The following is a 23,644-nucleotide window of genomic DNA, read 5'->3' on the forward strand; positions in this document are numbered from 1 at the left end:
AGTTATTCCCCCTTCTTCTCAATAGGTGCGAATTGCGCTAATAATCTTTTAGGACCTTCGGATTTAAATATAATGTCTAATTCAACTGAACCATTTTTCTCAGTTACATTACTAACCATGCCTTCTCCCCAAGACTTATGCGTCACTTTGTCACCTACATGCCATTCATTTGTGCTTACCTGTTTTTTAGAAGGACGAACACTTTTACTAAATCCTCGTTTTTCAGGTTTTTTAGTTGCAGTATTAATTTTATGACTTTGTGCAGACGTTCTTGAAGTGTTATTTAATAATTCTTCTGGGATTTCTCTTAAGAAACGAGAAGGTAAGTTTGACTGTGATCGTCCAAACAACATTCTAGACGTTGCATGGGTAATAAATAATTGTTCTTCTGCACGAGTAATCGCTACATAACAAATTCTGCGCTCTTCTTCCATTTCGTGCTCATCATCACTTTTAATTGCTCTAATGTGTGGAAAGATAGATTCTTCCATTCCCATTATAAAGACTATTGGGAATTCTAAACCTTTCGCAGAGTGCATTGTCATTAAAGTAACACCATCTTCAATTTGCGCTTCATCAATATCAGCTACTAATGATAAATCAGTTAAAAAATTAATTAACGATTGTTCTTCTAAAGGGGTGTTTTTTTCATAATCTTTAGGAACTGACATAAATTCATCGATGTTTTCTAAGCGACTACGAGATTCAAGTGTTTGTTCTTTTTCTAACATCATTCTATACCCTGATTTTTGTAAAATTTCTTCTACAATTTCACTTATTTCTAAAAATTCTTGTTCTTTAATGAGGTTCTGCATTAATTCATAAAAAGTAATACATTCTTGAGTTACTTTTTTGGATAAGCCGATAAAATCGACTTCACCTAATGCATCAAACATACTAATGTCATTTTGACGTGCATAATTAGCAATTTTATCTACTGAGGATGGACCGATACCTCTTTTAGGTACATTAATAATGCGTTGTAAACTAATATCATCATTACTATTTGCTACAATTCGTAAATAACTTAATAAGTCTTTAATTTCTTTACGGTCATAGAACTTTTGACCGCCTACCATCGTATATGGAATGTTCGATTTCATAAATGTTTCTTCAAGCACACGTGATTGCGCATTTGTACGATACAATATCGCCATGTCTTTGTACTTTTTATTCTTTTTTTGCTGTTTCATTATTTCACGTACAACATATTCCGCTTCATCACGTTCAGTTGTCGCTTCATAGTATTGAATTTTTTCACCTTCAGTGTTGCCAGTCCATAGACCCTTAGGTTTACGCTCAGAGTTGTTTTTTATTACTTCATTCGCAGCTGTTAAGATGGTTTTAGTTGAACGATAATTTTGTTCTAAAAATATTGTTGTTGCTTGTGGGTAATCTTCTTCGAAAGATAGAATGTTTTGGATATCAGCACCACGCCATCCATAAATAGATTGATCTGAGTCCCCTACAACACATAAGTTTTCAAATTTACTCGCTAATTGTTGTACTAAAGTATACTGTGCTTTATTAGTATCTTGATACTCATCCACATGTATATATTGAAATTTATTTTGATAATATTCTAATACTTCTGGAACACGTTCAAACAATTTAATTGTTGTCATGATTAAGTCATCAAAATCCAACGCTTCATTACGTGACAATTGACGTTGATAACCACTGTAAACAGTTGCGACCATTTGTGAATGATAGTCTGTTGCTTCATTTTGTGCATCTTCAGGTGTTTTTAATTCGTTTTTTAAATTGCTAATAGCTCCAATAAACATGCGTGGTTCGAATTTTTTACTATCAATATTTTCTTGTTTTAACACATCTTTAATTACTGACTTTTGATCAGTAGGATCAATAATTGTAAAATTGCGTTCTATACCAAGTCTATCAATATCTCTACGTAATATACGTACACACATCGAGTGAAACGTTGACATCCATATCACTTCAGCTTGTTCCCCGACAAGTGATTCCACACGCTCTTTCATCTCTCTGGCAGCCTTATTAGTAAATGTAATTGCTAAAATGTTATACGGTGATACATCCTTCTCATCTAATAAATAAGCAATTCGGTGTGTTAACACACGTGTTTTTCCTGAACCTGCACCTGCCATGATTAATAATGGACCTTCTGTGGTTCTCACCGCTAAACTTTGTTCATCATTCATTTTCTCTACTAACGAATTCATTTATGTAACTCCTTTATTTTCACTGTTTTTAACGCTTTTTTTATGTCTTGATAGATGATGTCTCCAACTATAATTGTATCTGCATACGTTGCCATTTCAGTTGCAGTATCTAAATCAACTATCCCACCACCATAAAACAACTGAGTTTCAGTAAGCATTTCTGCGGCACTGCGTACAATCTCGACATCTCCATATTGTCCACTATATTCTAAATACATGATTGGTAATTTATACATGTTGTTAATCATTTGTGCATACGCTTCAACATCTTCAATTGTTAAATCCGTAGTTGCTTGTGTTTTTCGAGCCACTTTACTGTCTGAATTTAACACCACATATCCTTCAAAAACCATTTCATTAAAATCAATCATATGTCCATAGGTTTTTAACGCTTCATGTAATATCCCATTATGATATGTGACATCGTTACTATTTAGCACTGTCGGCACAAAATAAAAGTCAAAACCAGGCATTACACTTTCTATATTAGAAATTTCTAATACTAAAGGTAATGGGTAACGCCTAACGCGACTCATTAAATGAATAACATTATCTTCAGTAACATTATCAGTACCACCAATTATTATAGCATCTGTATTGGACTCACAAATGGACTCTAAGTCCGCATCACTTATATCTTTTGCTGGGTCTAATTTAAAAATATGTTGCCATTCTTTAATGTTATACATTGCATGTTACTCCTTCTTATAGCATACATCTGATTATAGCATTTTTATGATTTGAGTTCTAAAATTGCAACAAAAAATCACCTTAAATTTTAAGATGATTTTGTAGCTGCATTTAATAAAAAACCGTCGTTAAATGCCATATTATTTTAAATTATAATATTTTTCTAAGCTAGTCTGTTCTTCATGTATTGTATGAGCTAAACTGTCACCCACATATCTTAAATGCCACGGTTCATATTCATACCCTGTCCAATCTTCTTCCCCTTTAGGATAACGTATAATAAATCCATATTGTTTAGCATGCTTTGCTAGCCAGCGCCCTTCTTTAGAGTGACCAAATTCTTTCTTAAAATTGGATAAAGGGGCATCTGTTCCAACATCAAAAGCAAGTCCTGTTTGATGTTCAGAATGACCAGGTTTCGCAGTATAATCATATGCTTTCTGTCGGCCATCTTGTTTAATCGCTTGCTTGATGAGTTTTTGTTGTTCTTCGTAGCTTCTAAAACCGCTTCTATATTTTAAATCAATTTCTTCTTTTTCAGCTTGTGCTAACAATTTATTTAACTGACGACGTGCATGTTTACTTTCACCTGGGTTATAAGTTTCCGGCAAACTATATTGTTCATTAACTAAAACGTGTCCATTTACTTTAGTTACTCCGTCTTCAGTTGTTAAGATTGGCAATGCATTTTCTGGCTTAACATAAGCAGTATATTGATTACTCTTATTACTACTAACAGTAATAAATAATTGCACAATAAACACTGTGAAACTAACTATCAAAATAACTAACACGAGACTAAAAGTTTTTTTCTTCACTTATTATCCCCCTTGCACGATCTAGTTCATTTATGCTTTTTATTCAGCTACAGATTATATTATGCCACTACAAAAAGAGTCAACATTTCGTTGTTGACTCTTTGAGGTTGCATTAGTAACTGTCTGTATACTATTAAAGTGACCAAACAGAAACATCTTCACATAATTCAGTTATACTAATCTGCAGTTTCAATATTCATTCTATCTAAAATCATAGTGTAGGCGTCATTGCCCCATTGTAATGATCGTTTTACTCTTGAAATTGTCGCTGTCGATGCGCCGGATTCTTGTTCAATCGTAGCATAAGTAAATCCTTGTTTAATCATTTTTGCCACTTGTAATCTTTGAGACAATGATTGCAACTCGTTAACTGTGCATAAATCATCAAAAAATTGATAACATTCTTCGCGTGTTTCAAGCGTTAATATTGCATCAAATAATTCGTCTAACGCTTGTCCTCTTAATTTTTCAATTTGCATATAAAACAACCCCTGTACATTTCAATTTAATCTCATTTTAACGTACTAACGCATTAAAATGTAGTAATTTCCCTTAAAAAATTGAAATTCTTTATAAGACGCTGTAATCACGCTATTTTAAACTAATCCTGCACGTTCAAAAATTGTATCAACTTGGTTTAAATGATGTTCCGGATTAAAACACTCATCAAGTTCTTCAGTAGATAAAAGTGACGTGATTGTATCATCTTGTTCAACTAATGTTCTAAATGGTGTTTTCGTTTCCCATGATTCCATAGCTTTAGGTTGAACTTTATCATAGGCTTCTTCACGTACCATACCTTTATTTATCAACGATAATAGCACACGTTGTGAGAAAATTAAACCGTACGTTTTATCTATATTTGCTTTCATATTATCTTCATAAATTGTCAGACGATCTACGATATTAGTAAATCTATTTAAAGCATAATCTAATGCAATCGTTACATCTGGTAACATAATACGTTCTGCAGAAGAATGTGAAATATCTCTTTCGTGCCATAATGGGATATTTTCATATGCTGTAGTAATGTAGCCTCTAATAACACGAGATAAACCTGTAATATTTTCAGAACCGATTGGGTTACGTTTGTGTGGCATTGCTGATGAACCTTTCTGACCTTTTGCAAATGCTTCTTCCACTTCACGTGTTTCAGTTTTTTGTAAATTACGAATTTCTACTGCAAATTTTTCCATTGAACTTGCTATTAATGCTAGTGTAGCAATATAATATGCATGTCTATCACGTTGTAACGTTTGTGTTGAAACTGGTGCTGCACCAATGCCAAGACGTTCACAAACATGTGCTTCAATTTCTGGTGGAATATTCGCAAAAGTACCAACTGCACCACTCATTTTACCGACTTCAATTTCTTCTCTTACACGCTTAAATCTTTCAAGATTACGTTGCATTTCTGTATACCACAATGCCATTTTCACGCCGAATGTTGTCGGTTCAGCATGTACGCCGTGTGTACGACCCATCATTAAAGTATATTTATAGTCTTTTGCTTTACGTGCTAAAACTTCAATAAAACGTTCTAAATCTTGTTCGATGATATCATTTGCTTGTTTGATGACATAACTTAATGCAGTATCTACTACATCTGTAGATGTTAAACCATAGTGTACCCATTTACGTTCTTCACCAAGTGTTTCAGAAACTTGTCTTGTAAAAGCAACAACATCGTGACGTGTCTCTTGTTCTATTTCTTGTGCACGTTCAACATTTACTTGTGCATTGTCACGAATTTTTTTAACATCTTCTTCTGGTATATGACCTAGTTTACTCCAAGCTTCACAAGCTAAAATTTCAACCTCTAACCAAGCCTCATAACGATTTTGGTCTGTCCAAATATTTGACATCTCTTCTCTTGAATAACGTTCTATCATTTCATTAAACTCCTATCATCTATAAGATTTTATGTAACAAACTCCAAAACATGTACATTATCAAAATGTTTTCGTATAAAGTTCGTGTTTAGTACCTTCAACTATAGTTTAACAGAATCAACTTAAAAAGTATAAGGTTTTTAAGTGTACATTTAAAAACAAAATGGTTGAGTAGCTTTTCTATAACTTTAACTCAACCATTGCTTAATTATTCTATTTTTTTACCTACAAATTCGATGTTTTGCTTTAATACTTCTACACTGCCATCTTTATTTTCTTTGTAGACAGGTTTTTCTATACGTTTAACAGGCATATAGCCTGCTTCTCTTATACGTTGCAAACATTGTTCTATTGTTTCATGTTCTTCAACTGTAAATTTTTGTTGTTTTTTCATATACTTTCCACTTCATCTGTATCATATTGTTTAAGTTTTTTAGTTTTAAGACCTTTAGCCCAAAAACCACCGTGAATCGTTCTTGGTTCATAAGCTACAATAAAGGCTTTGTCATCAATTTGTTTAACGGTCTCTATTAACTTAAATTCAAATCTTCGCGGTGTTAATATTTGCATAATCAGTCTATTACCATCACGACCATATGCAGTATAGTGTGTAACACCATAACCTAAATCTCTTAATTGTTTTGGTAAATCTAATTCATATGCAGATGATGTAACGTTAATAACTGTATAACCTAACGCTAATTTTTCTTCTATTTTCATACCTACAATAATACCGATAGAGAAACCAAAGGCATAAGCAACAATATTTTGTATTTGATCTAGACTAGACATCACTAGTCCTAAACCAACAACGTAAACAAGTACTTCGACAAAACTTACTATTGCCGCGACATATCGATAGCCTTTTAACGTTAATATCGTTCGCATTGTTAGACATGTTACATACGCTACGTTAATTATAAATATCGCTAATACCATGAGCCACGGATTTGATGCAATAACTGACATGACTTACTCCTTCTTTCAATACTTTAAATCTAAATTAGTGTATCAGTAGCATTAAAATTTGTCACTATAAAATTGTGGGTTTTTAGGCCAACTATAACGTGTATAGGCTAATTCCCTTTTATGTGCATTGTTGATATAGTGATTTTCAATTATATTTTGGGCTTCATCTGGCACTTTTTTGTTTTCTAAATAATCATCGATGTGTTCATACGTAACACCTAATGCCGCTTCATCTGGTAATTGTGGTTTGTCGTCTTCTAAATCAGCGGTAGGGATTTTATTGTAGAGATGTTCAGGTGTATTTAAATAGACTAATAATTGCTTTCCTTGTCTTTTATTCAAACCAAATATAGGTGCTATATCTGCTGCTCCATCACCATATTTAGTATAAAATCCTGTGACATTCTCTGCAGAATGATCAGTTCCTACAACAATGCCTGATTGATTTGAAGCTATAGAAAACTGTACTTTCATTCGTTCACGTGCTTTTTCGTTTCCTTTTTGAAAATCTGTTAACTGAATGCCGGCCTCTTCTAATGACGCAATACTTTGATCAACAGCCGGTTTAATATTTACTGTTACGATTTCATCAGGTGCTATAAACTTCAAAGCATCTTCAACTTCAGCAGCATCTTGTTGTTGCCCATATGGTAATTTTACAGCTATAAATTTACATTCTCTGTTTTCATTTCTTAACTCTTCTACAGCTATTTGTACTAATTTTCCAGTTAAGGTTGAATCTTGTCCACCAGAAATCCCTAATACAAGTGATTTAATGAATCCATGTGATTGTACGTAATTTTTAATAAATTGAATGATATTTCGTGTTTCCAGTTCACTATCAATTTCTGGCTTCACTTTCATTTCGTTGACGACAATATCTTGTAAATTACTCATTTTCTTCCTCCATCTCCTTCACATGTTCTGCAACTTCAAATATACGTTTATGTTTATTTTCCCAACATGCAGTGCTTAAATCTACAGGATATTCTTGTGGATTTAAATAACGTTTATTTTCTTCCCATAGATGAGATAAACAATCTTTCAAATAGAGCTGTGCTTCTCTTTCTGTAGGTACATCATAAACCAACTTCCCGTTTTCAAAAATATCATGATGTAAATCTTTAGCAACAAAGGACTTTATAAATTTCATTTTGTACGTATGAACAGGATGGAATAATTTCAACGGTGATTCTGCATTAGGATCTTCATGAGACAAGGTAATATAATCACCTTCAGCTTTATTCGTCTTTTTATTAATAATACGGTACACATTCTTTTTACCCGGTGTGGTTACTTTTTCAGCATTATTTGATAATTTGATACGATCTACGTAATTACCATCTGCATCTTCTATAGCCACTAATTTATATACAGCACCTAAGGCAGGTTGATCATAACCAGTAATTAATTTCGTCCCTACTCCCCACGAATCAACTTTAGCACCTTGTGATTTTAAACTTGTTATCGTTTGTTCATCTAGGTCGTTAGAGACTATGATTTTAGCATCTGTAAAGCCAGCTTCATCTAACATTCTACGTGCTTCTTTTGATAAATATGCTATATCACCAGAATCCAATCGGATACCTACAAAATTAATTTGATCACCTAATTCTTTTGCGACTTTGATCGCATTTGGTACCCCTGATTTTAAAGTGTGGAATGTATCCACTAAAAATACGCAGTCTTTATGGCGTTCAGCATATTTTTTAAAAGCAATATATTCGTCACCGTATGTTTGCACCATTGCATGTGCATGTGTTCCTGACACTGGAATATCAAATAATTTTCCAGACCGTACGTTACTTGTTGAATTAAAACCACCAATATATGCAGCACGAGCTCCCCAAACTGCTGCGTCTGCTTCCTGTGCTCTGCGCGTACCAAATTCCATTAATACATCATCATTTGCAACTTGACGAATACGACTTGCTTTAGTCGCAATTAAAGTATGGAAATTAACTATATTCAAGAGCATTGTTTCTATTAATTGCGCTTGAATCAATGGCGCTTCTACTCGCATTAATGGTTCATTACCAAAACATAATTCTCCCTCTTGCATTGAACGGATGTTACCAGTAAATTTAAGTTCTTGTAAATATGCTAAAAAATCTTCTTGGTAGCCTATAGATTTTAAGTATTCAATATCAGACTCGGAAAATTTAAAATTTTTAATATATTCTATAGCTCGTTTTAAACCATTGAATACTGCATATCCACTATTAAAAGGCATACTTCTAAAATACAAATCAAACACTGCTTTACGTTCATGAATACCATCATGCCAATATGTTTCTGCCATATTTATTTGGTATAAATCATTATGTAATGTAAGCGTATCATCCTCAAATTGCTGCACAGATTATCTCTCCAATCAACCTTTTTTCTTAGTTTATCATAAATCATTGATATATAGCATTTTTAAAATTTGTGTGTTTTATGACCATTCAATCGACAAATTAGTGACATTTTTTAATTTATCTCAATACCTTTTAGCAAAATCAATTATACTTAATTTTGAGGTGTTAAAAAATGTTAACAGAAGCCAAGAATTTTATTACTCAGATGTACTCAGAGTTAAATTATGATAATCAAAGCTTAAACGAACGTTTAACAGCAATCTCCGCAGAAATAACTGACACAGGCTCCTATACACATACGTATGAGGAATTAAGTTACGGCGCAAAAATGGCTTGGCGTAATTCTAACCGTTGTATTGGACGTTTTTTCTGGAATACTTTGACAGTTCAAGATGCTAGAGATGTCGATGATGAAGACACTTTTATCGCTTCTATCAATCATCATATTAATGAAGCTACAAATAACGGTAAAATCAAACCTTTTATTACAATCTATCATCCTGAGCACCCACCTAAAATTTTCAACAATCAACTTATTCGCTATGCTGGTTACGATGATTATGGTGATCCAGCAGAAAAGCAAGTGACCGCTTTAGCTCAGCAATTGGGATGGCAAGGCAATAATACAAATTTTGATGTCTTACCTCTAATTTATGCAATGCCAAATCAACCAGTAACTTATTATGAATATCCGTCTGAAATTATTAAAGAAGTTGCAATAACTCATGATCAGTATCCGAAACTCAAGTCATTAGCATTAAAATGGTATGCAGTACCTATCATTTCAAACATGGATTTGAAGATTGGTGGAATTACGTATCCAACTGCACCATTCAACGGCTGGTATATGGTTAATGAAATTGCAGTCCGTAATTTTACTGATAGTTATCGCTATAATTTATTAGAATCTGTTGCAGAAGCGCTTGAATTTGATACACTTAAAAATAATTCGTTCAATAAAGATCGTACTTTAGTCGAATTGAATCACGCAGTATATCATTCATTTAAGCAAGCTGGTGTATCTATTGTGGATCATCATACTGCTTCTAAACAATTCTCCTTGTTTGAACAAAACGAATATCAAAACAAGCGAGATGTAACTGGAAAATGGTCATGGCTAGTGCCGTCATTATCGCCTACATTAGTATCAAACTATCACCATGGCTATCCAAACATTATGAATGATCCAAATTTTCATTATAAGCAGCAAGAAAAACGGGGCTGTCCGTTCCACTAAAGTATGCATAAAGTTAAGGAGATCAAACTATGAAATTATATTATTTAGGGCCTAAAGGGACATTTTCATATTTAGCAGCTCTACAATACAAATCAGAACAAGAAATGACTTATATTCCTAAAACAAACCTCTATGAAGTTGTAAATGCTGTCTCTCTCGATAGTAATAGCGTCGCAGTAGTTCCTATTGAAAATTCAATTGAAGGTACTATTAATATAGTTGCCGATGCACTGACACAACAAAACATTTATGCCCAAGGTGAAATTCACTTAGACATTCAATTCGCATTATACGGTGACCAAGAGAGCTCTGTTACAAATATCGAAAAGGTTTATTCCATAGCGCCAGCTATTAGTCAAACGAGTCAATTTATTCAAAAACAGGGCTATCAATACGATTATGTGGATAGTACTGTCAAAAGTTTAGAAAAAATCACTCCTACCGTAGGAGCGATTGCTCCTTTAGGCAGTGGCGAAGCACATGGATATTCACCATTAATGCAAAATATCCAAGATTACCCACATAACGTTACACGCTTTTTAGTCGTAAGTAACCAAGCACAACATACAACTAATGCTTCAGATACCATATTATTAATAACTCCAAAGCATGATAAGCCTGGTTTATTAGCTAGCATCTTAAATACTTTTGCTCTATTTGACATCAACTTATCGTGGATCGAATCAAGACCTTTAAAAACACAACTAGGTATGTATCACTTCTTCGTTCAAGCTGATAGTTCGATGAATGAAAATTTAAACAAAGTGATTACCATATTAAACACTTTAGATTTCCATACTAAACTTATCGGTTCTTTCAATAAAATCAATTAAACAAAGAGTCCAGTACATAAAAAGCTCTGACTAAAAAATAAACGTCAATTTCTATTGATACGATATAGAAATTGACGTTTTATTAGTTTTATAAAATATTCACATCTATAATTCTTTATTACTATTTCTTGGTTTTCGAAGAGCCCTATTTTGACTAATAAAATATAATTTGTATCGGTTTTGTAACGTGCTGACGCCCGCGGAAAGCGTTCACAAAAAAACTGCCAACAAAGTCGGAAGCTTTATCGACAGTCTAAGAGGACAAATCCATGTTTAGGATTAATCCTCTTATTTTCTGTTGCTTAATGCTATTACTAGCTAAATATAATAATATTTCTAAACTTTTGTACTATGCATTACTATTAATCTTTTAGTGGCATTGGTTGCGTGAGATCTACACCAAGCACATATGGCATCACAAAATACACTACTAAAATAATAATTAATGCACTGATTAAATTGACCCAAAAACCTACGGATGCCATTCTTTTAATTGATATCTTTCCAGTACCAAAGACAATCGCATTCGGTGGTGTTCCTACAGGTAACATATAAGCACAGTTCGCTGCCATTGCTGCAGGTACCATTAACAATAATGGGTTAACTTCAACCGCTACCGACAACGTAGCTAATATAGGTAATATCATCGTTGCTGTTGCAGTATTAGAAGTAATTTCAGTTAAGAATAGTACAAACAATGTTATTACGATAACGATAATGAGTGGACTCACTCCTTGGATTAACTTCAACTGATCACCTAACCATGCAGCTAAACCACTTGAGGCAATACCTTTTGCGAGTGCTAAACCACCACCAAATAGTATTAATACGCCCCAAGGTAAGTCCTTTGCCACATTCCAATCAATGATACGTTTATGTTGTTCTTTATTTTTAGCAGGAATTAGGAATAATAACACCGCAATAAAAATCGCAATCGTACCATCAGCAATCTCTGAAGTTACAGACCAATTTTTTAATAAAAACTCTCTCGTAATCCATAAAAAACTCGCCAACATAAACACAATTTGCACAACTTTTTCTTCGTACTTCATTTTCCCTAGCTCATCTAACTTTTGTTTAATAATTTCATGTCCGCCAGGTAATTCTTTCATATCATGTTTGAAAGCTAAATTTTTTAAATAAAACCATGCAATAAATAATAATATAAAAACTGTTGGCACTCCAATAATCATCCATTTAGCAAAACTAATTTCTTCACCAAATGCAGATTGATACTGCCCCTTTAAAATGATTAATGGCGGTGTTCCTATAAGTGTACCTAAACCACCTATAGTACCTGCATATCCAATTGCTAATACTAAAGATTGCTCAAATTTATTTAAACTCTCTGTACTCGTTTTACTACTTTTTAGTTCATGCGCTTCTTTAATAATAGCTAAACCAATTGGTATCATAATCATCACTGCTGCGGTGTTAGATACAAACATGGATAAAAAACCAGTTGCTATCATAAAACCTAATAAAATTCGTCCCGTACTTGTTCCTAGATAATTAATGATATTTAATGCTACACGAGTATGTAAATTCCAACGCTCCATAGCTATCGCCAATATAAAACCACCTAAAAACAAGAAGATAATATCATTACCATATTGTGCTGACACTTCTTCAGGTGATAAGACATGACCCAGAGGTAGTAAAATTAACGGCAACAAACTCGTTGCTGCTATTGGAATTGCTTCAGTAATCCACCATACAGCAATCCATAGCGTAATACCTAACACAAAAGTACCTTGTGTAGATAATGAGTCTGAATGGAAAAATAGTAGTGTTAGCACAAATAATAACGGCCCTACTATTAAGCCAACTAATTGCCCCGTATTATAAGACTGATTTTTACCCTTTTTTGAAAAGAACGTTAAATAATACGAGGATCTCACATTACTAGTATTATTTTGTTTCATTTTATAATCCCCCTTGTTATTATCTGAATATTCTTAATAATAACAATTGGATTGTATCACATTATAACCTACTTATATATATAAATTCTAAAAACATTTTTATAGTTTATGCTTTTACTTAATAACATTTATTGTTTTTAATTTGACCTTATCATATTGTGTTAATATTAAATGCTCAATATCCTCAAGATGTAATGATTGTGAATCATGGGTGAAGTTATTGTTAGCAATGACAACATTAGAATGTCTTATGTTATCGTAACTTCTAATATGCACTGCATCATACGCCATTTGACCTTCAAAACGATTGCGATAAATGTTTAAGTTATTTCCAGCCTGTGTTTTACTCATCCGTCCTTGTAAGTCTTGGGCATGTATATTGCCTTCCTTAACAGCTAGATAGCGAATCCCACCTGCACACTGTTGAAATAAATTATCATAAATATAAATGTTGTATGATTTTAACGGGGTTAATGCATAATAGTGCATGTTATTGAAAGTATTACGTCTAATATGAATATTTGTATAGTATTGGTCAAAACGACTTGCATGCGAACCAATAGCACGATTCCACGCTTTCATGCCTGGCGTGTCAGACGAACCAAAATAACAATTTTCAATAATCATATTTTGCGTCGTAGTTCCATCTGTTGCTCCAAATTTCGGAAAAGCACCTTTCACTTGCATATCAATTTGCACCGCTTCAGAAAATTGGCGTTTATTTTTAGGGTCATTAAACCCTAAAAAGTTGCATTTATTAATATGCACACCATTTAAGCCGCATGCATCAATACAATGCCCTCCTACCACGTCTTTAAATGTCACTTCTTCAATTAAAATTTCACGTGCGTGTCCTATACATAGCGCTGTATTATAATACGGGTACTGTATACCATTCATATCTAGGACACCACCACGAATAGTAATATGACTGTTGCCATTATATCCATAATACACTCGAGGTTTTTTCCCATTTTTAATTAAAGCATCTCTGCCACATCGTTTTAACACACATTGGTTATCCATTATAACTGTAGTATTGCCATAGATGACCAATGCTTTTCTTATATGATATTCACCTTTAGGTATGAACACTGTAGTATGGGGATATTTTTTAGCGACGTTTAATGCTTGTTGAATCGCTCGTGTGTCTTTACGTTTATTGCGTCCCACTAAGCCAAAATCTTGTGCGTTTATTTGCATAATTTTTTCCTTTCCACTATGTGTGTTGATAGTTAGTAATTAACAAAATATAAAATATTTAAACTCGATTAATTTGCTTTTTTAAGTTATGCTAACACATATACTTTTGGTATAACTTATTAATAAAGTTGGAGCGTGGAGAGATTTATGAAAAATAGTGCCTTAATTGTTGTAGATTATTCTAATGATTTTGTTGCTGACAATGGGAAACTTACATGTGGAAAACCTGGACAAAGGATTGAATCTTACATCGTACGACGTATCGATGATTACAATAGTCATAAATGCCCTATTTTTTTTATGATGGATTTGCATCACGAAGACGATTATAACCATCCAGAAAACAAACTCTTCCCCCCACATAACATATTGGGAACGTCAGGAAGACAATTATATGGTAAAGTCAATGATATTTATCAAAACATTCAATACAATGATCATGTCCATTTTATTGATAAAACACGTTATGATTCTTTTTGTGGCACACCATTAGAGTTACTGTTACGCGAACGTGGTGTTAAACGTTTAGAAATCGTTGGCGTATGTACTGACATTTGTGTATTACATACTGCAATTTCAGCATATAATTTAGGTTACAAAATAGCAATTTCAGCACGAGGTGTAGCTTCATTCAACCAAACAGGTCATAGTTGGGCTTTAGAACATTTTAAAAATTCGTTAGGTGCTGAAGTAGAACATCAAGCATAAATCATGCTAGAATAATATTAAATATTTATTTAAGGAGAATTGAATTATGGCTAAAACTTATATTTTCGGACACAAAAATCCAGATACGGATGCAATTTCATCAGCAATCATCATGGCAGACTTTGAAAAACAAACTGGTAATACAGATGCTCAAGCCTTCCGCTTAGGCGAAGTCGGACCAGAAACACAACATGCTTTAGATTATTTCAACATTACAGCACCAGACCTTTTAAATGATGATTTAACAGATCAAAATGTAATATTGGTTGACCATAACGAATTCCAACAAAGTGCGGATTCGATAGCAAACGCTACGGTACAACATGTTATTGATCATCACAGAATTGCAAACTTCGAAACTGCTGCGCCACTTTATTATCGCGCTGAACCAGTAGGTTGTACAGCAACTATTTTATACAAAATGTATAAAGAAAGAGGTTTCGAAATCAAACCTGAAATTGCTGGTTTAATGATTTCTGCAATTATTTCAGATAGCTTACTATTCAAATCACCTACATGTACTGAAGAAGACGTTGCTGCTGCTGAAGCTTTAAAAGCAATTGCAAATGTTGATTTAGAAGTATATGGCCTTGAAATGTTAAAAGCTGGTGCATCTACAGTAGATAAAAGTGCAGTGGACTTATTATCATTAGATGCTAAATCATTCAACATGGGTGACTATGTAACTCGTATTGGACAAGTAAACACGGTTGATATTGACGAAGTTTTTGAACGTCACGATGAATTAGCTACAGCAATGTTAGCAGCAAACACAGAACAAAATTATGATTTATTTGTTTTATTAGTGACAGATATTATCAACAGTAATTCAAAAATCTTAGTTATCGGTGACAACAAAGATAAAGTTGGCGAAGCATTTAATGTACAATTAGAAAACGGTACAGCATTCTTACCAGGTGTTGTTTCTAGAAAGAAACAAGTTGTACCTCAAATTACTGAAGTATTAAGCTAATATCCTTTACTATTTAATTTTATATACATTAAACTGGAACATAACTATGTTCCAGTTTTTTCTCACATGATACTGTTATACATTTACACACTTAAAGGAGGAATTAGTTTGAATCAGTTCGACACTGTTTTCAACCAAAGTAAACAATACTTTAAGTCACATGTTACAAAAGATTTTAAATTCAGAAAAAGACAATTAAAGGCGCTTAGTAAAAGTATTAAAGCGCACGAAGATGACTTGTTACACGCTTTTCAACAAGATTTAGGAAAGAATAAAGTCGAAGCTTATGCGTCTGAAATCGGTTTTGTCCTAAAAAATTTAAAATTAGCACGAAAAGAACTTAAAAATTGGGCTAAACGTAAACAAGTAAATACTCCGCTTCACATGTTTCCAACTAAAAGCTATATAATGAAAGAACCATACGGTACGGTACTCATTATCGGACCTTTCAATTACCCATTTCAGTTATTGATAGAGCCATTGATTGGTGCTATAGCTGCTGGTAATACGGTTATTTTGAAGCCTTCAGAACTCACACCTAATGTCTCACACGTCGTCAAAAATATTATTGAATCTACATTTGATTCAGCTTACATTAGCATTATTGAAGGTGATGCAGAAGTAACAAAACAACTAGTAGCATTACCTTTCGACTATATATTCTTCACTGGTAGTGAACACGTTGGTCGTTCCATTTATCAAGCGGCGAGTAAAAATTTAACACCAGTAACGTTAGAATTAGGAGGAAAATCTCCAGTTATAGTTGACGACACAGCCAATATTAAAGTTGCCAGCGAACGTATTTGTTTTGGTAAATTTATTAATGCTGGCCAAACTTGCGTTGCACCAGACTTTATTTTAGTCAATCAAAAGGTAAAAGCAGATCTTATTAAAGCTATTAAAACTACAATTAAAGAGTTTTATGGTACACAAATCCAATCATCTCCTGATTTCGGTAGAATTGTTAGCGCTAAACATTTTACGCGATTACAACAATTACTTGAATCACACCAAAATGAAATTGTTTTCGGTGGTGATACCGATCAAAATGAGAACTACATTAGCCCTACTATTTTAGATAATATTACATTTGATTCTACAATTATGAAAGACGAAATTTTTGGGCCTATCTTACCTATTATTGCTTACGATGATTTTGATGAAATTATTAACACTTTACAAAGTAAACCTAAACCATTGAGTTTATATCTATTTAGTGAAGATGAAAATACTACAGAACGTATTTTAAATGAATTATCTTTCGGTGGTGGTGCCATCAATGATACTATTATGCATTTAGCCAATCCTAATTTACCATTCGGCGGTGTAGGACTTTCGGGTATTGGTCAATACCACGGTAAATACAGTTTTGATACTTTCAGTCATGCAAAATCTTATATTTTCAAAACAACTCGTTTAGAATCAAGTCTTGTCTTCCCACCTTATAAAGGTAAATTCAAATATATCAAAACATTTTTCAATAACTAACGATTAAAAAGAGGTTGGGATAATATTAATTTGTTCCAACCTCTTTTCATTTTGGCAGTAGCTGACTGCATTGAAAATGCGCTTCAAATCAAGATTTTTTCAATGCTAGTCATCCTTGCCGGGGTGGGACGACGAAATCATTTTCTCAAAATCAGATTTCTGTCCCACTCCATATTTTATTCGAAACCTTTTTCATATGGGCAGTAGTTGACTGCATTGAAAATGCGCTTCAAACCGAGCTTTTTTCAACGCTAGTCATCCTTGCCGGGGTGGGACAACGAAATCATTTTCTCAAAATCAGATTTCTGTCCCACTCCCTTTTAGCGTTATTATTATTTTAAAAATTGAACACATACACCTTCAGGCGCCGTTGCTCTATTATCTGTTTGAGTTAATGTTCCTGTTGCTTTATCTCGTTTAAAGACAACTAATGGTGAACTGCCTTCTTGATGCGCACAAACTAAGTAGTCGTCAGATGCTACAATATTAAAGTCCCTAGGAAACTCTCCGCCACTCGGCGTAATATCTACTAATTCTAATGATGCACCATCTTCTACTATTTTAAAAATCGCTATACTATCATGACCTCTATTACTAATATATAAAAATTGTTGGTCCTGAGATAACCTAACAGCTGCTAACTTAGTATCACCATTAAATGATTCGGGAATTGTCAAATGTTTTTCTATTTCTTCGAATTTACCATCTTCATATTTTACTACGGATACTTTATTGGATAGTTCATGTACGATATAAGCATATTTACTATTATTTTGATTAAAAGTAATATGTCTAGGGCCGTCTCCCGGCTCAAATTTAGTAACAGCGTATTCTGTTAAACCATCTTGACCATAAGTATATGTCACTACATTGTCTGTTCCTAAATCCATTGCTACTACATACTTGTTATCCGGTGTGACATCTAAGAAATGAACATGAGGACCGTCTTGACGTTCATTAGAACCTACCTCATAAGTATGTTGCAATTCATGAATCAACTGCACTACTTCCCCAGTTTCAGCATTTAATTCGTATAGTCGTGCAACACCAGCACCGTAAACTGACTCAAATAAATATTGTCCATCAGGAGATACTGCTATATAACATCCTGTACCAGCTGTAGAAGCTAAACATTTATTAATTAATGTCAAACGCCCTTCTGCATCAATTTTAAGGCTTGCTACGCCACAATCATCACCTTCACGCGTAATTGCGTATAAATAAGAATTATATTGGGTAATATACGTTGACGCTTCTAGTTCGAATCCAGTTTCTACGGTATCTATGTCACCAGTAGCTTCATTCAATTCAAAACGATAAATCCCTTTGCCTTCTTTTTTAGTATATGTACCAACATATCCTACTGTTGTCATGTAAACCCCTCCATTATTGATATAGTACTAGTTTATAAAATATATACCAGAATAACAATCAATTAAATTTTGATGCATAGCCATGAACTGATGTAGTCATTTCAAATTATATAGACAACCTTCTATATAGATGTTAATCTATATAATGTTTAGGAGGTATATTGATGTCTTATAAAAATCTTTCTTCAATATTAAAAGTTTTATCAGATCCAAGTAGATTAGAAATAATAGATTTACTTTCTTGTGGTGAGCTGTGTGCCTGTGACTTGTTAGAACACTTTCAATTTTCTCAACCAACATTAAGCCACCATATGAAGTCATTAGTAGATAATGAGTTAGTTACTACACGAAAAGATGGTAACAAACGTATGTATCAACTTAATCACGAGACTTTAGATGATCTCAATCAAAACTTAAATACCATTACAACACCTAACACACGCTGTGTCTGTAAAAATATGAAATCAGGTGAATGCTGATGATGACGACTTTAGCAATTATAATTTTTCTTATAACTTTATTTTTTGTCATTTGGCAACCTAAAGGCCTAGATATTGGTATTACAGCTTTAATTGGAGCTGTAGTTGCTATCATTACAGGCGTGGTTAGCTTTTCCGATGTCTTAGAAGTAACCGGTATTGTCTGGAATGCTACTTTAACATTTGTTGCTGTCATTCTTATTTCATTAATATTAGATGAAATTGGATTTTTTGAATGGTCTGCGATACATATGGTCAAAGCTTCAAACGGTAATGGGTTAAAAATGTTTATTTTTATCATGCTATTAGGGTCAATTGTAGCTGCATTTTTCGCAAATGATGGCGCTGCTTTAATCTTAACGCCTATTGTATTAGCGATGGTCAGAAATTTAGGCTTTAATAAAAAAATGATATTCCCATTTATTATTGCTAGTGGATTTATTGCTGATACTACATCTCTACCCTTAATTGTCAGTAACCTAGTTAATATTGTTTCTGCTGATTACTTTGACATCGGATTTATTGAGTACTTTAGTCGAATGATTATACCTAACATATTCTCTTTGATTGCTAGTATTCTCGTACTATGGCTATATTTCAGAAAATCTATACCCAAAACTTTCGAAACTGAAAATCTTATGAATCCAAATGATGCTATAAAAGATCCAAAATTATTTAAGATTTCATGGATTGTGTTAGCTATTTTACTTGTGGGTTATCTTGTTAGTGAATTTATTCATATTCCAGTATCAATTATTGCTGGTATAGTTGCTGTTATCTTTGTACTCTTAGCTCGTAAGTCTCATGCAGTTCATACGAAACAAGTGATTAAAGGGGCACCATGGAATATTGTCCTATTTTCAATTGGTATGTACCTAGTCGTGTTTGGCTTAAAAAATGTAGGTATCACTACAATTTTGGCCGATGTATTATCTAATATTTCAAGTTATGGCTTATTCAGCAGTATTATGGGCATGGGCTTTATATCAGCCTTTTTATCATCAATAATGAATAATATGCCTACAGTTTTAATAGATGCTATTGCTATCGGACAATCAAATGTAGTTGGGTCTATTAAAGAAGGTATGATTTATGCAAATGTAATAGGCTCCGATTTAGGACCGAAAATTACTCCAATCGGTTCTTTAGCAACATTATTGTGGCTACATGTTTTAACACAAAAAGGTGTAAAAATCGCATGGGGCACATACTTTAAAACTGGAATCATTATTACTATTCCGGTACTCTTTGTAACATTATTAGGTTTATTCCTAACATTAATTATATTTTAAGAAAAGAGGCTTTAATAATGCGTAAAAAAACAATTTATTTTATTTGTACTGGAAACTCTTGTCGTAGCCAAATGGCAGAAGGTTGGGGTAAGAAAATACTTGGCGAACATTGGAATGTCTATTCAGCTGGTATTGAAACACACGGTGTGAATCCTAAAGCAATTGAAGCAATGCAAGAAGTAGATATTGATATATCCAACCATACGTCAGACTTAATTGATAATAATATTCTTAAGCAATCGGATTTGGTGGTTACATTATGTAGCGATGCAGATGCTAATTGCCCTATCCTGCCACCAAATGTAAAAAAAGAACATTGGGGTTTTGACGACCCAGCAGGAAAAGATTGGTCAGAATTTCAACGCGTCCGAGATGAAATTGGTCGCACGATACAGCAATTTCATAAAACAAACTAAACACTAAGACGACATAATTTATGTCGTCTTTTTATTTTGCTAGTGACAGCTCGTTGATACTGTTACGCCAAAAACTGCATCTATACGTGCAACATTTCATTGTTAGATTATTAATAAAGCACTTCACTTATACGAACATATGTTCTATAATATTGATGAGGTGATTTTATGATTCCGGATAAATATAAAAATGAAACTGACTATCGCAAGATCCCTAGAGAATATTTAACTCAAAGTATACCTAAGGGACGCGGCATGGTAAAATGGGCACCTTTTGCCACTTTACCCGAACAGTTCACTAGAATACAGCAGTATATTATAGACCAAAATAAAATTGACCGCCCTATATTATCAGATGACCAACTCAATAATCTCAACTTTCAATTACATCAATCTTTACACAATAATACACCTATTCATATTGAATATTATTGTGATGGCTGGTTAGAACACAAATCAATCTATATCAAAAAAATTGATATGCTACAGATGACTTTAATTGGCGAATCCAAAACAGATTCCCAAATTGTTCAATTATCATTAGTAGACATTACTAATATTCAACAAATCACTACTAATTAACAATTTAGTCCAACATGCAACTACAAATATTCATCTGTATCATAGCCCCTAACTACTGAAGTAGTATGTCTTTTATAGTTCGCAGATGCTTCATCTGCATAATAGACCCTAACTACTAAAGTAGTATGTTTTTATAGTTCGCAGATGCTTCATCTGCATAATAGCCCCTAACTACTAAAGTAGTATGTTTTTATAGTTCGCAGATGCCTCATCTGCATCATAGCCCCTAACTACTGAAGTAGTATGTCTTTTATAGTTCGCAGATGCTTCATCTGCATCATAGCCCCTAACTACTGAAGTAGTATGTTTTTATGGTTCGCAGATGCTTCATCTGCATCATAGACCCTAACTACTGAAGTAGTATGTTTTTATGGTTCGCAGATGCTTCATCTGCATAATAGACCCTAACTACTAAAGTAGTAAGGGTCTATAAAAAAAATAGAACACTATCGTGTTCTATTGTAGTATTAATTATTTGATTCGATGTCTGATACGATTTCTTTTGTTTTGCTTTCGATGTCTTCAAAATCTTTTTTGAAGATGTATGCAAATACAACTGCACCGATTCCAGCAACTAGTGATACAGTTAAAATTGTACCAAATACAAATTTAAATAAACCTTTAATAAAATTACACATTCTGTTCACCTCAATAATTTAATAGCATGTCTATATTCAATAATAGCACACTTAAAAGCATCAATAAATATATACCTATTATTCATTTTTTTATTCCAGTAATATCACAGGAAATTTTATGATACGATATTGTAAGAAGTAAAAAGCGTTAATATAGGTAAATTACATTGACTATATTATTTATTAATAACATATCTATATTATCATAATTAAGATTAAACTGTGAAATGTTTACATGCAAGAATCACAAAAAACGACTATGATAATCATAGTCGTTACTCGATAACTCAGAAAACAATTATTAGTTTCTCCACCATGCGGACATAGCTGATTTTGCTGCTTGATAGTACTCATTCATAGTATCACCTCAATAAACTAATAAAGATTTTTCTATGTTGTATGTTTATAATAACCACTACATTATTCAATAGCAATTAATAACAAATTACAATAAAGTTACAATCATGTTATATATAATATTCATAGGAGTGTATAAAAAATGCAATTTGTCCAATCAGATATAATGACTCATCGCGGATCACATTTTGACTTAGGCGTTAAAACTGCTCAATGGATGCAACAAACACCTTTACTAAAAAATAGAGAAAAAGAATGGCGCAAACGTATGCCTCGTTTTGATATACATATTAAAGAGACTTATGATATCTTCCAAACCTATGCACCACATATTTGGGAAGAAATAAAAGGTATGCAAGAAGTTTTAAATTTACCATCTAACCAAATGGTATTGAATTTTGCTCATTATCGTTTTACGCCGTTAAAAAATAGTGGCTGTACGGTTTATTTAGGCAACGATTACATGGTACGTAATTACGATTACCACCCTGCTACTTATGATGGTAGATATTTATTATTTCAACCTACTGATGGCGGACTAGCTCAAATTGGCCCCACTTCAAGAGTTACAGGAAGAATGGATGGTATGAACGAAGCCGGATTAGTAATGGGTTATAATTTCATGCACCGTAAAAAACCCGGTGATGGTTTCGTCTGTTATATGATAGGTCGATTAATTTTGCAATACTGCAAAGATGTCGAAGATGCCATAAAATTATTGAAAACCATACCACACCGTAGTTCATTCAGTTATATCGTTATGGATAAAGCTTTAAATCATGCCATTATTGAAGTATCACCACGTTCGATTGACGTCAGATATGATAATACATGCACGAATCATTTTCAGCTCTTAACTCACGAAAATAGAAATTATACTAAAGAGTCCAAAGCACGTTTAGATCGTTTGAATCAAAGTACACAGCACCAATTAAATAAATTTGACGCTTTTGAATTATTTAATAACCCTGATTTTGATATTTACAGTAAACTATTTAATAGCTGGTCTGGAACGATACATACTAGTATGTATGAACCTCAGCAATTAGCCGCTTGGATAAGTCTAGGAGAAAACAGCAAACCAACATACTTTGATTTTCAACAATGGCTCAATGGCACATCACTTGATGTTTCAACATTTAAAGGCTACATTGATACCGACCTTACATTTGCTACTTATTAATAACTAAAGGGACAAACACCAATAGTG

The 23,644-nt window shown here is 33.3% G+C and carries 23 protein-coding genes; 10 read left to right on the top strand and 13 right to left on the bottom strand.

The features are described from left to right. Positions 1-2: 2 nt before the first annotated feature. The 9 genes from pcrA to JVU85_RS12315 all read right to left on the bottom strand — a co-directional run bounded on the left by pcrA (position 3) and on the right by JVU85_RS12315 (position 8,929). Positions 3-2,201, bottom strand: a complete 2,199-nt coding sequence (gene pcrA, locus JVU85_RS12275; RefSeq protein ID WP_002509162.1) for a DNA helicase PcrA — start codon at positions 2,199-2,201, stop codon at positions 3-5. Beyond that, positions 2,198-2,890 (bottom strand): heptaprenylglyceryl phosphate synthase, encoded by a 693-nt coding sequence (pcrB, locus tag JVU85_RS12280; protein WP_002509161.1) that lies wholly within the window; start codon positions 2,888-2,890, stop codon positions 2,198-2,200. Before pcrB ends, pcrA begins: the two co-directional genes overlap by 4 nt. A 141-nt stretch (positions 2,891-3,031) precedes the next feature. Next, positions 3,032-3,709, bottom strand: a complete 678-nt coding sequence (locus tag JVU85_RS12285; RefSeq protein WP_002509160.1) for a M15 family metallopeptidase — start codon at positions 3,707-3,709, stop codon at positions 3,032-3,034. Between the two features lie 176 nt (positions 3,710-3,885). Beyond that, complete coding sequence (locus tag JVU85_RS12290; protein WP_002509159.1) at positions 3,886-4,188, bottom strand: YerC/YecD family TrpR-related protein; 303 nt, start codon at positions 4,186-4,188, stop codon at positions 3,886-3,888. 117 nt (positions 4,189-4,305) lie between these two features. Beyond that, positions 4,306-5,601, bottom strand: coding sequence for an adenylosuccinate lyase (gene purB, locus JVU85_RS12295; RefSeq protein WP_021459038.1), 1,296 nt, complete (start codon positions 5,599-5,601; stop codon positions 4,306-4,308). A gap of 208 nt (positions 5,602-5,809) precedes the next feature. After that, on the bottom strand, positions 5,810-5,995 hold the full coding sequence (locus JVU85_RS12300; RefSeq protein ID WP_002509157.1) for an NETI motif-containing protein: 186 nt from the start codon (positions 5,993-5,995) through the stop codon (positions 5,810-5,812). Next, complete coding sequence (locus JVU85_RS12305; RefSeq protein ID WP_002509156.1) at positions 5,992-6,570, bottom strand: DUF2179 domain-containing protein; 579 nt, start codon at positions 6,568-6,570, stop codon at positions 5,992-5,994. Before JVU85_RS12305 ends, JVU85_RS12300 begins: the two co-directional genes overlap by 4 nt. A 51-nt stretch (positions 6,571-6,621) precedes the next feature. Next, complete coding sequence (gene nadE / locus JVU85_RS12310) at positions 6,622-7,467, bottom strand: ammonia-dependent NAD(+) synthetase (RefSeq protein WP_002509155.1); 846 nt, start codon at positions 7,465-7,467, stop codon at positions 6,622-6,624. Next, positions 7,460-8,929, bottom strand: a complete 1,470-nt coding sequence (locus JVU85_RS12315) for a nicotinate phosphoribosyltransferase (protein WP_002509154.1) — start codon at positions 8,927-8,929, stop codon at positions 7,460-7,462. Before JVU85_RS12315 ends, nadE begins: the two co-directional genes overlap by 8 nt. Positions 8,930-9,102: 173 nt before the next feature. On the opposite strand from JVU85_RS12315, the gene JVU85_RS12320 reads away from it, so the two are divergent. Next, positions 9,103-10,167, top strand: a complete 1,065-nt coding sequence (locus JVU85_RS12320) for a nitric oxide synthase oxygenase (RefSeq protein WP_002509153.1) — start codon at positions 9,103-9,105, stop codon at positions 10,165-10,167. Between the two features lie 29 nt (positions 10,168-10,196). Continuing rightward, complete coding sequence (locus JVU85_RS12325; RefSeq protein ID WP_002509152.1) at positions 10,197-11,000, top strand: prephenate dehydratase; 804 nt, start codon at positions 10,197-10,199, stop codon at positions 10,998-11,000. Positions 11,001-11,362: 362 nt separating this feature from the next. On the opposite strand, the gene JVU85_RS12330 is transcribed toward JVU85_RS12325, so the two are convergent. Together JVU85_RS12330 and JVU85_RS12335 are read right to left on the bottom strand one after the other, a co-directional pair. Then, positions 11,363-12,925 (bottom strand): SLC13 family permease, encoded by a 1,563-nt coding sequence (locus JVU85_RS12330; RefSeq protein ID WP_002509151.1) that lies wholly within the window; start codon positions 12,923-12,925, stop codon positions 11,363-11,365. 114 nt (positions 12,926-13,039) lie between these two features. Then, complete coding sequence (locus JVU85_RS12335) at positions 13,040-14,128, bottom strand: glycosyl hydrolase family 28-related protein (RefSeq protein ID WP_002509150.1); 1,089 nt, start codon at positions 14,126-14,128, stop codon at positions 13,040-13,042. A gap of 147 nt (positions 14,129-14,275) precedes the next feature. Here JVU85_RS12335 and JVU85_RS12340 point away from each other — a divergent pair, with 147 nt between their 5' ends. The 3 genes from JVU85_RS12340 (at position 14,276) to JVU85_RS12350 (ending at position 17,297) form a co-directional block, all read left to right on the top strand. After that, complete coding sequence (locus JVU85_RS12340; protein ID WP_002509149.1) at positions 14,276-14,836, top strand: cysteine hydrolase family protein; 561 nt, start codon at positions 14,276-14,278, stop codon at positions 14,834-14,836. 46 nt (positions 14,837-14,882) lie between these two features. Further along, entirely contained in the window at positions 14,883-15,809 is a 927-nt protein-coding gene (locus JVU85_RS12345; RefSeq protein WP_002509148.1) for a manganese-dependent inorganic pyrophosphatase, read from the top strand. A gap of 108 nt (positions 15,810-15,917) precedes the next feature. Next, a complete protein-coding gene (locus JVU85_RS12350) occupies positions 15,918-17,297 on the top strand; it encodes an aldehyde dehydrogenase (protein WP_193325401.1) in 1,380 nt (459 codons plus the stop codon). A 332-nt stretch (positions 17,298-17,629) separates the two neighbouring features. Here JVU85_RS12350 and pglS read toward each other — a convergent pair whose 3' ends face one another. Then, entirely contained in the window at positions 17,630-18,670 is a 1,041-nt protein-coding gene (pglS, locus tag JVU85_RS12355) for a 6-phosphogluconolactonase (protein WP_002509146.1), read from the bottom strand. Positions 18,671-18,834: 164 nt separating this feature from the next. Between pglS and JVU85_RS12360 the strand changes: the two genes are divergently transcribed. From JVU85_RS12360 to JVU85_RS12375, 4 genes are all read left to right on the top strand, one after another. Beyond that, positions 18,835-19,149 carry an ArsR/SmtB family transcription factor gene (locus tag JVU85_RS12360; RefSeq protein WP_103388389.1) on the top strand — a complete coding sequence of 105 codons (315 nt, stop codon included), beginning with the start codon at positions 18,835-18,837 and terminating at the stop codon, positions 19,147-19,149. Beyond that, positions 19,149-20,441 carry an arsenite efflux transporter membrane subunit ArsB gene (arsB, locus tag JVU85_RS12365; RefSeq protein ID WP_167752551.1) on the top strand — a complete coding sequence of 431 codons (1,293 nt, stop codon included), beginning with the start codon at positions 19,149-19,151 and terminating at the stop codon, positions 20,439-20,441. The genes JVU85_RS12360 and arsB overlap by 1 nt, the downstream gene beginning before the upstream one ends. Positions 20,442-20,458: 17 nt before the next feature. Beyond that, positions 20,459-20,857: an arsenate reductase (thioredoxin) gene (gene arsC / locus JVU85_RS12370; RefSeq protein ID WP_002509143.1), complete on the top strand. Its 399-nt coding sequence runs from the start codon at positions 20,459-20,461 to the stop codon at positions 20,855-20,857. 168 nt (positions 20,858-21,025) lie between these two features. Beyond that, a complete protein-coding gene (locus JVU85_RS12375) occupies positions 21,026-21,439 on the top strand; it encodes a YolD-like family protein (RefSeq protein WP_002509142.1) in 414 nt (137 codons plus the stop codon). Positions 21,440-21,906: 467 nt separating this feature from the next. Here the strand turns inward: JVU85_RS12375 and JVU85_RS12380 are convergent, their stop codons facing one another. Then, entirely contained in the window at positions 21,907-22,077 is a 171-nt protein-coding gene (locus JVU85_RS12380; RefSeq protein ID WP_002509141.1) for a hypothetical protein, read from the bottom strand. Positions 22,078-22,576: 499 nt separating this feature from the next. On the opposite strand from JVU85_RS12380, the gene JVU85_RS12385 reads away from it, so the two are divergent. After that, on the top strand, positions 22,577-23,617 hold the full coding sequence (locus JVU85_RS12385) for a C45 family autoproteolytic acyltransferase/hydrolase (protein WP_021459227.1): 1,041 nt from the start codon (positions 22,577-22,579) through the stop codon (positions 23,615-23,617). Positions 23,618-23,644: the final 27 nt, after the last annotated feature.

This window comes from Staphylococcus sp. GDY8P72P (genome assembly GCF_016890655.1).
Taxonomy (GTDB): Bacteria; Bacillota; Bacilli; order Staphylococcales; family Staphylococcaceae; genus Staphylococcus; species Staphylococcus arlettae.

Coding starts and splice junctions, on each gene's coding strand:
- JVU85_RS12375 (WP_002509142.1), top strand. CDS start 21,026: ATGATTCCGGATAAATATAAAAATGAAACTGACTATCGCAAGATCCCT.
- pcrA (WP_002509162.1), bottom strand. CDS start 2,201: ATGAATTCGTTAGTAGAGAAAATGAATGATGAACAAAGTTTAGCGGTG.
- nadE (WP_002509155.1), bottom strand. CDS start 7,467: ATGAGTAATTTACAAGATATTGTCGTCAACGAAATGAAAGTGAAGCCA.
- JVU85_RS12345 (WP_002509148.1), top strand. CDS start 14,883: ATGGCTAAAACTTATATTTTCGGACACAAAAATCCAGATACGGATGCA.
- JVU85_RS12380 (WP_002509141.1), bottom strand. CDS start 22,077: ATGTGTAATTTTATTAAAGGTTTATTTAAATTTGTATTTGGTACAATT.
- arsC (WP_002509143.1), top strand. CDS start 20,459: ATGCGTAAAAAAACAATTTATTTTATTTGTACTGGAAACTCTTGTCGT.
- JVU85_RS12320 (WP_002509153.1), top strand. CDS start 9,103: ATGTTAACAGAAGCCAAGAATTTTATTACTCAGATGTACTCAGAGTTA.
- pcrB (WP_002509161.1), bottom strand. CDS start 2,890: ATGTATAACATTAAAGAATGGCAACATATTTTTAAATTAGACCCAGCA.
- pglS (WP_002509146.1), bottom strand. CDS start 18,670: ATGACAACAGTAGGATATGTTGGTACATATACTAAAAAAGAAGGCAAA.
- JVU85_RS12325 (WP_002509152.1), top strand. CDS start 10,197: ATGAAATTATATTATTTAGGGCCTAAAGGGACATTTTCATATTTAGCA.
- JVU85_RS12305 (WP_002509156.1), bottom strand. CDS start 6,570: ATGTCAGTTATTGCATCAAATCCGTGGCTCATGGTATTAGCGATATTT.
- JVU85_RS12290 (WP_002509159.1), bottom strand. CDS start 4,188: ATGCAAATTGAAAAATTAAGAGGACAAGCGTTAGACGAATTATTTGAT.
- arsB (WP_167752551.1), top strand. CDS start 19,149: ATGATGACGACTTTAGCAATTATAATTTTTCTTATAACTTTATTTTTT.
- JVU85_RS12340 (WP_002509149.1), top strand. CDS start 14,276: ATGAAAAATAGTGCCTTAATTGTTGTAGATTATTCTAATGATTTTGTT.
- JVU85_RS12360 (WP_103388389.1), top strand. CDS start 18,835: ATGTCTTATAAAAATCTTTCTTCAATATTAAAAGTTTTATCAGATCCA.
- JVU85_RS12385 (WP_021459227.1), top strand. CDS start 22,577: ATGCAATTTGTCCAATCAGATATAATGACTCATCGCGGATCACATTTT.
- JVU85_RS12300 (WP_002509157.1), bottom strand. CDS start 5,995: ATGAAAAAACAACAAAAATTTACAGTTGAAGAACATGAAACAATAGAA.
- purB (WP_021459038.1), bottom strand. CDS start 5,601: ATGATAGAACGTTATTCAAGAGAAGAGATGTCAAATATTTGGACAGAC.
- JVU85_RS12330 (WP_002509151.1), bottom strand. CDS start 12,925: ATGAAACAAAATAATACTAGTAATGTGAGATCCTCGTATTATTTAACG.
- JVU85_RS12335 (WP_002509150.1), bottom strand. CDS start 14,128: ATGCAAATAAACGCACAAGATTTTGGCTTAGTGGGACGCAATAAACGT.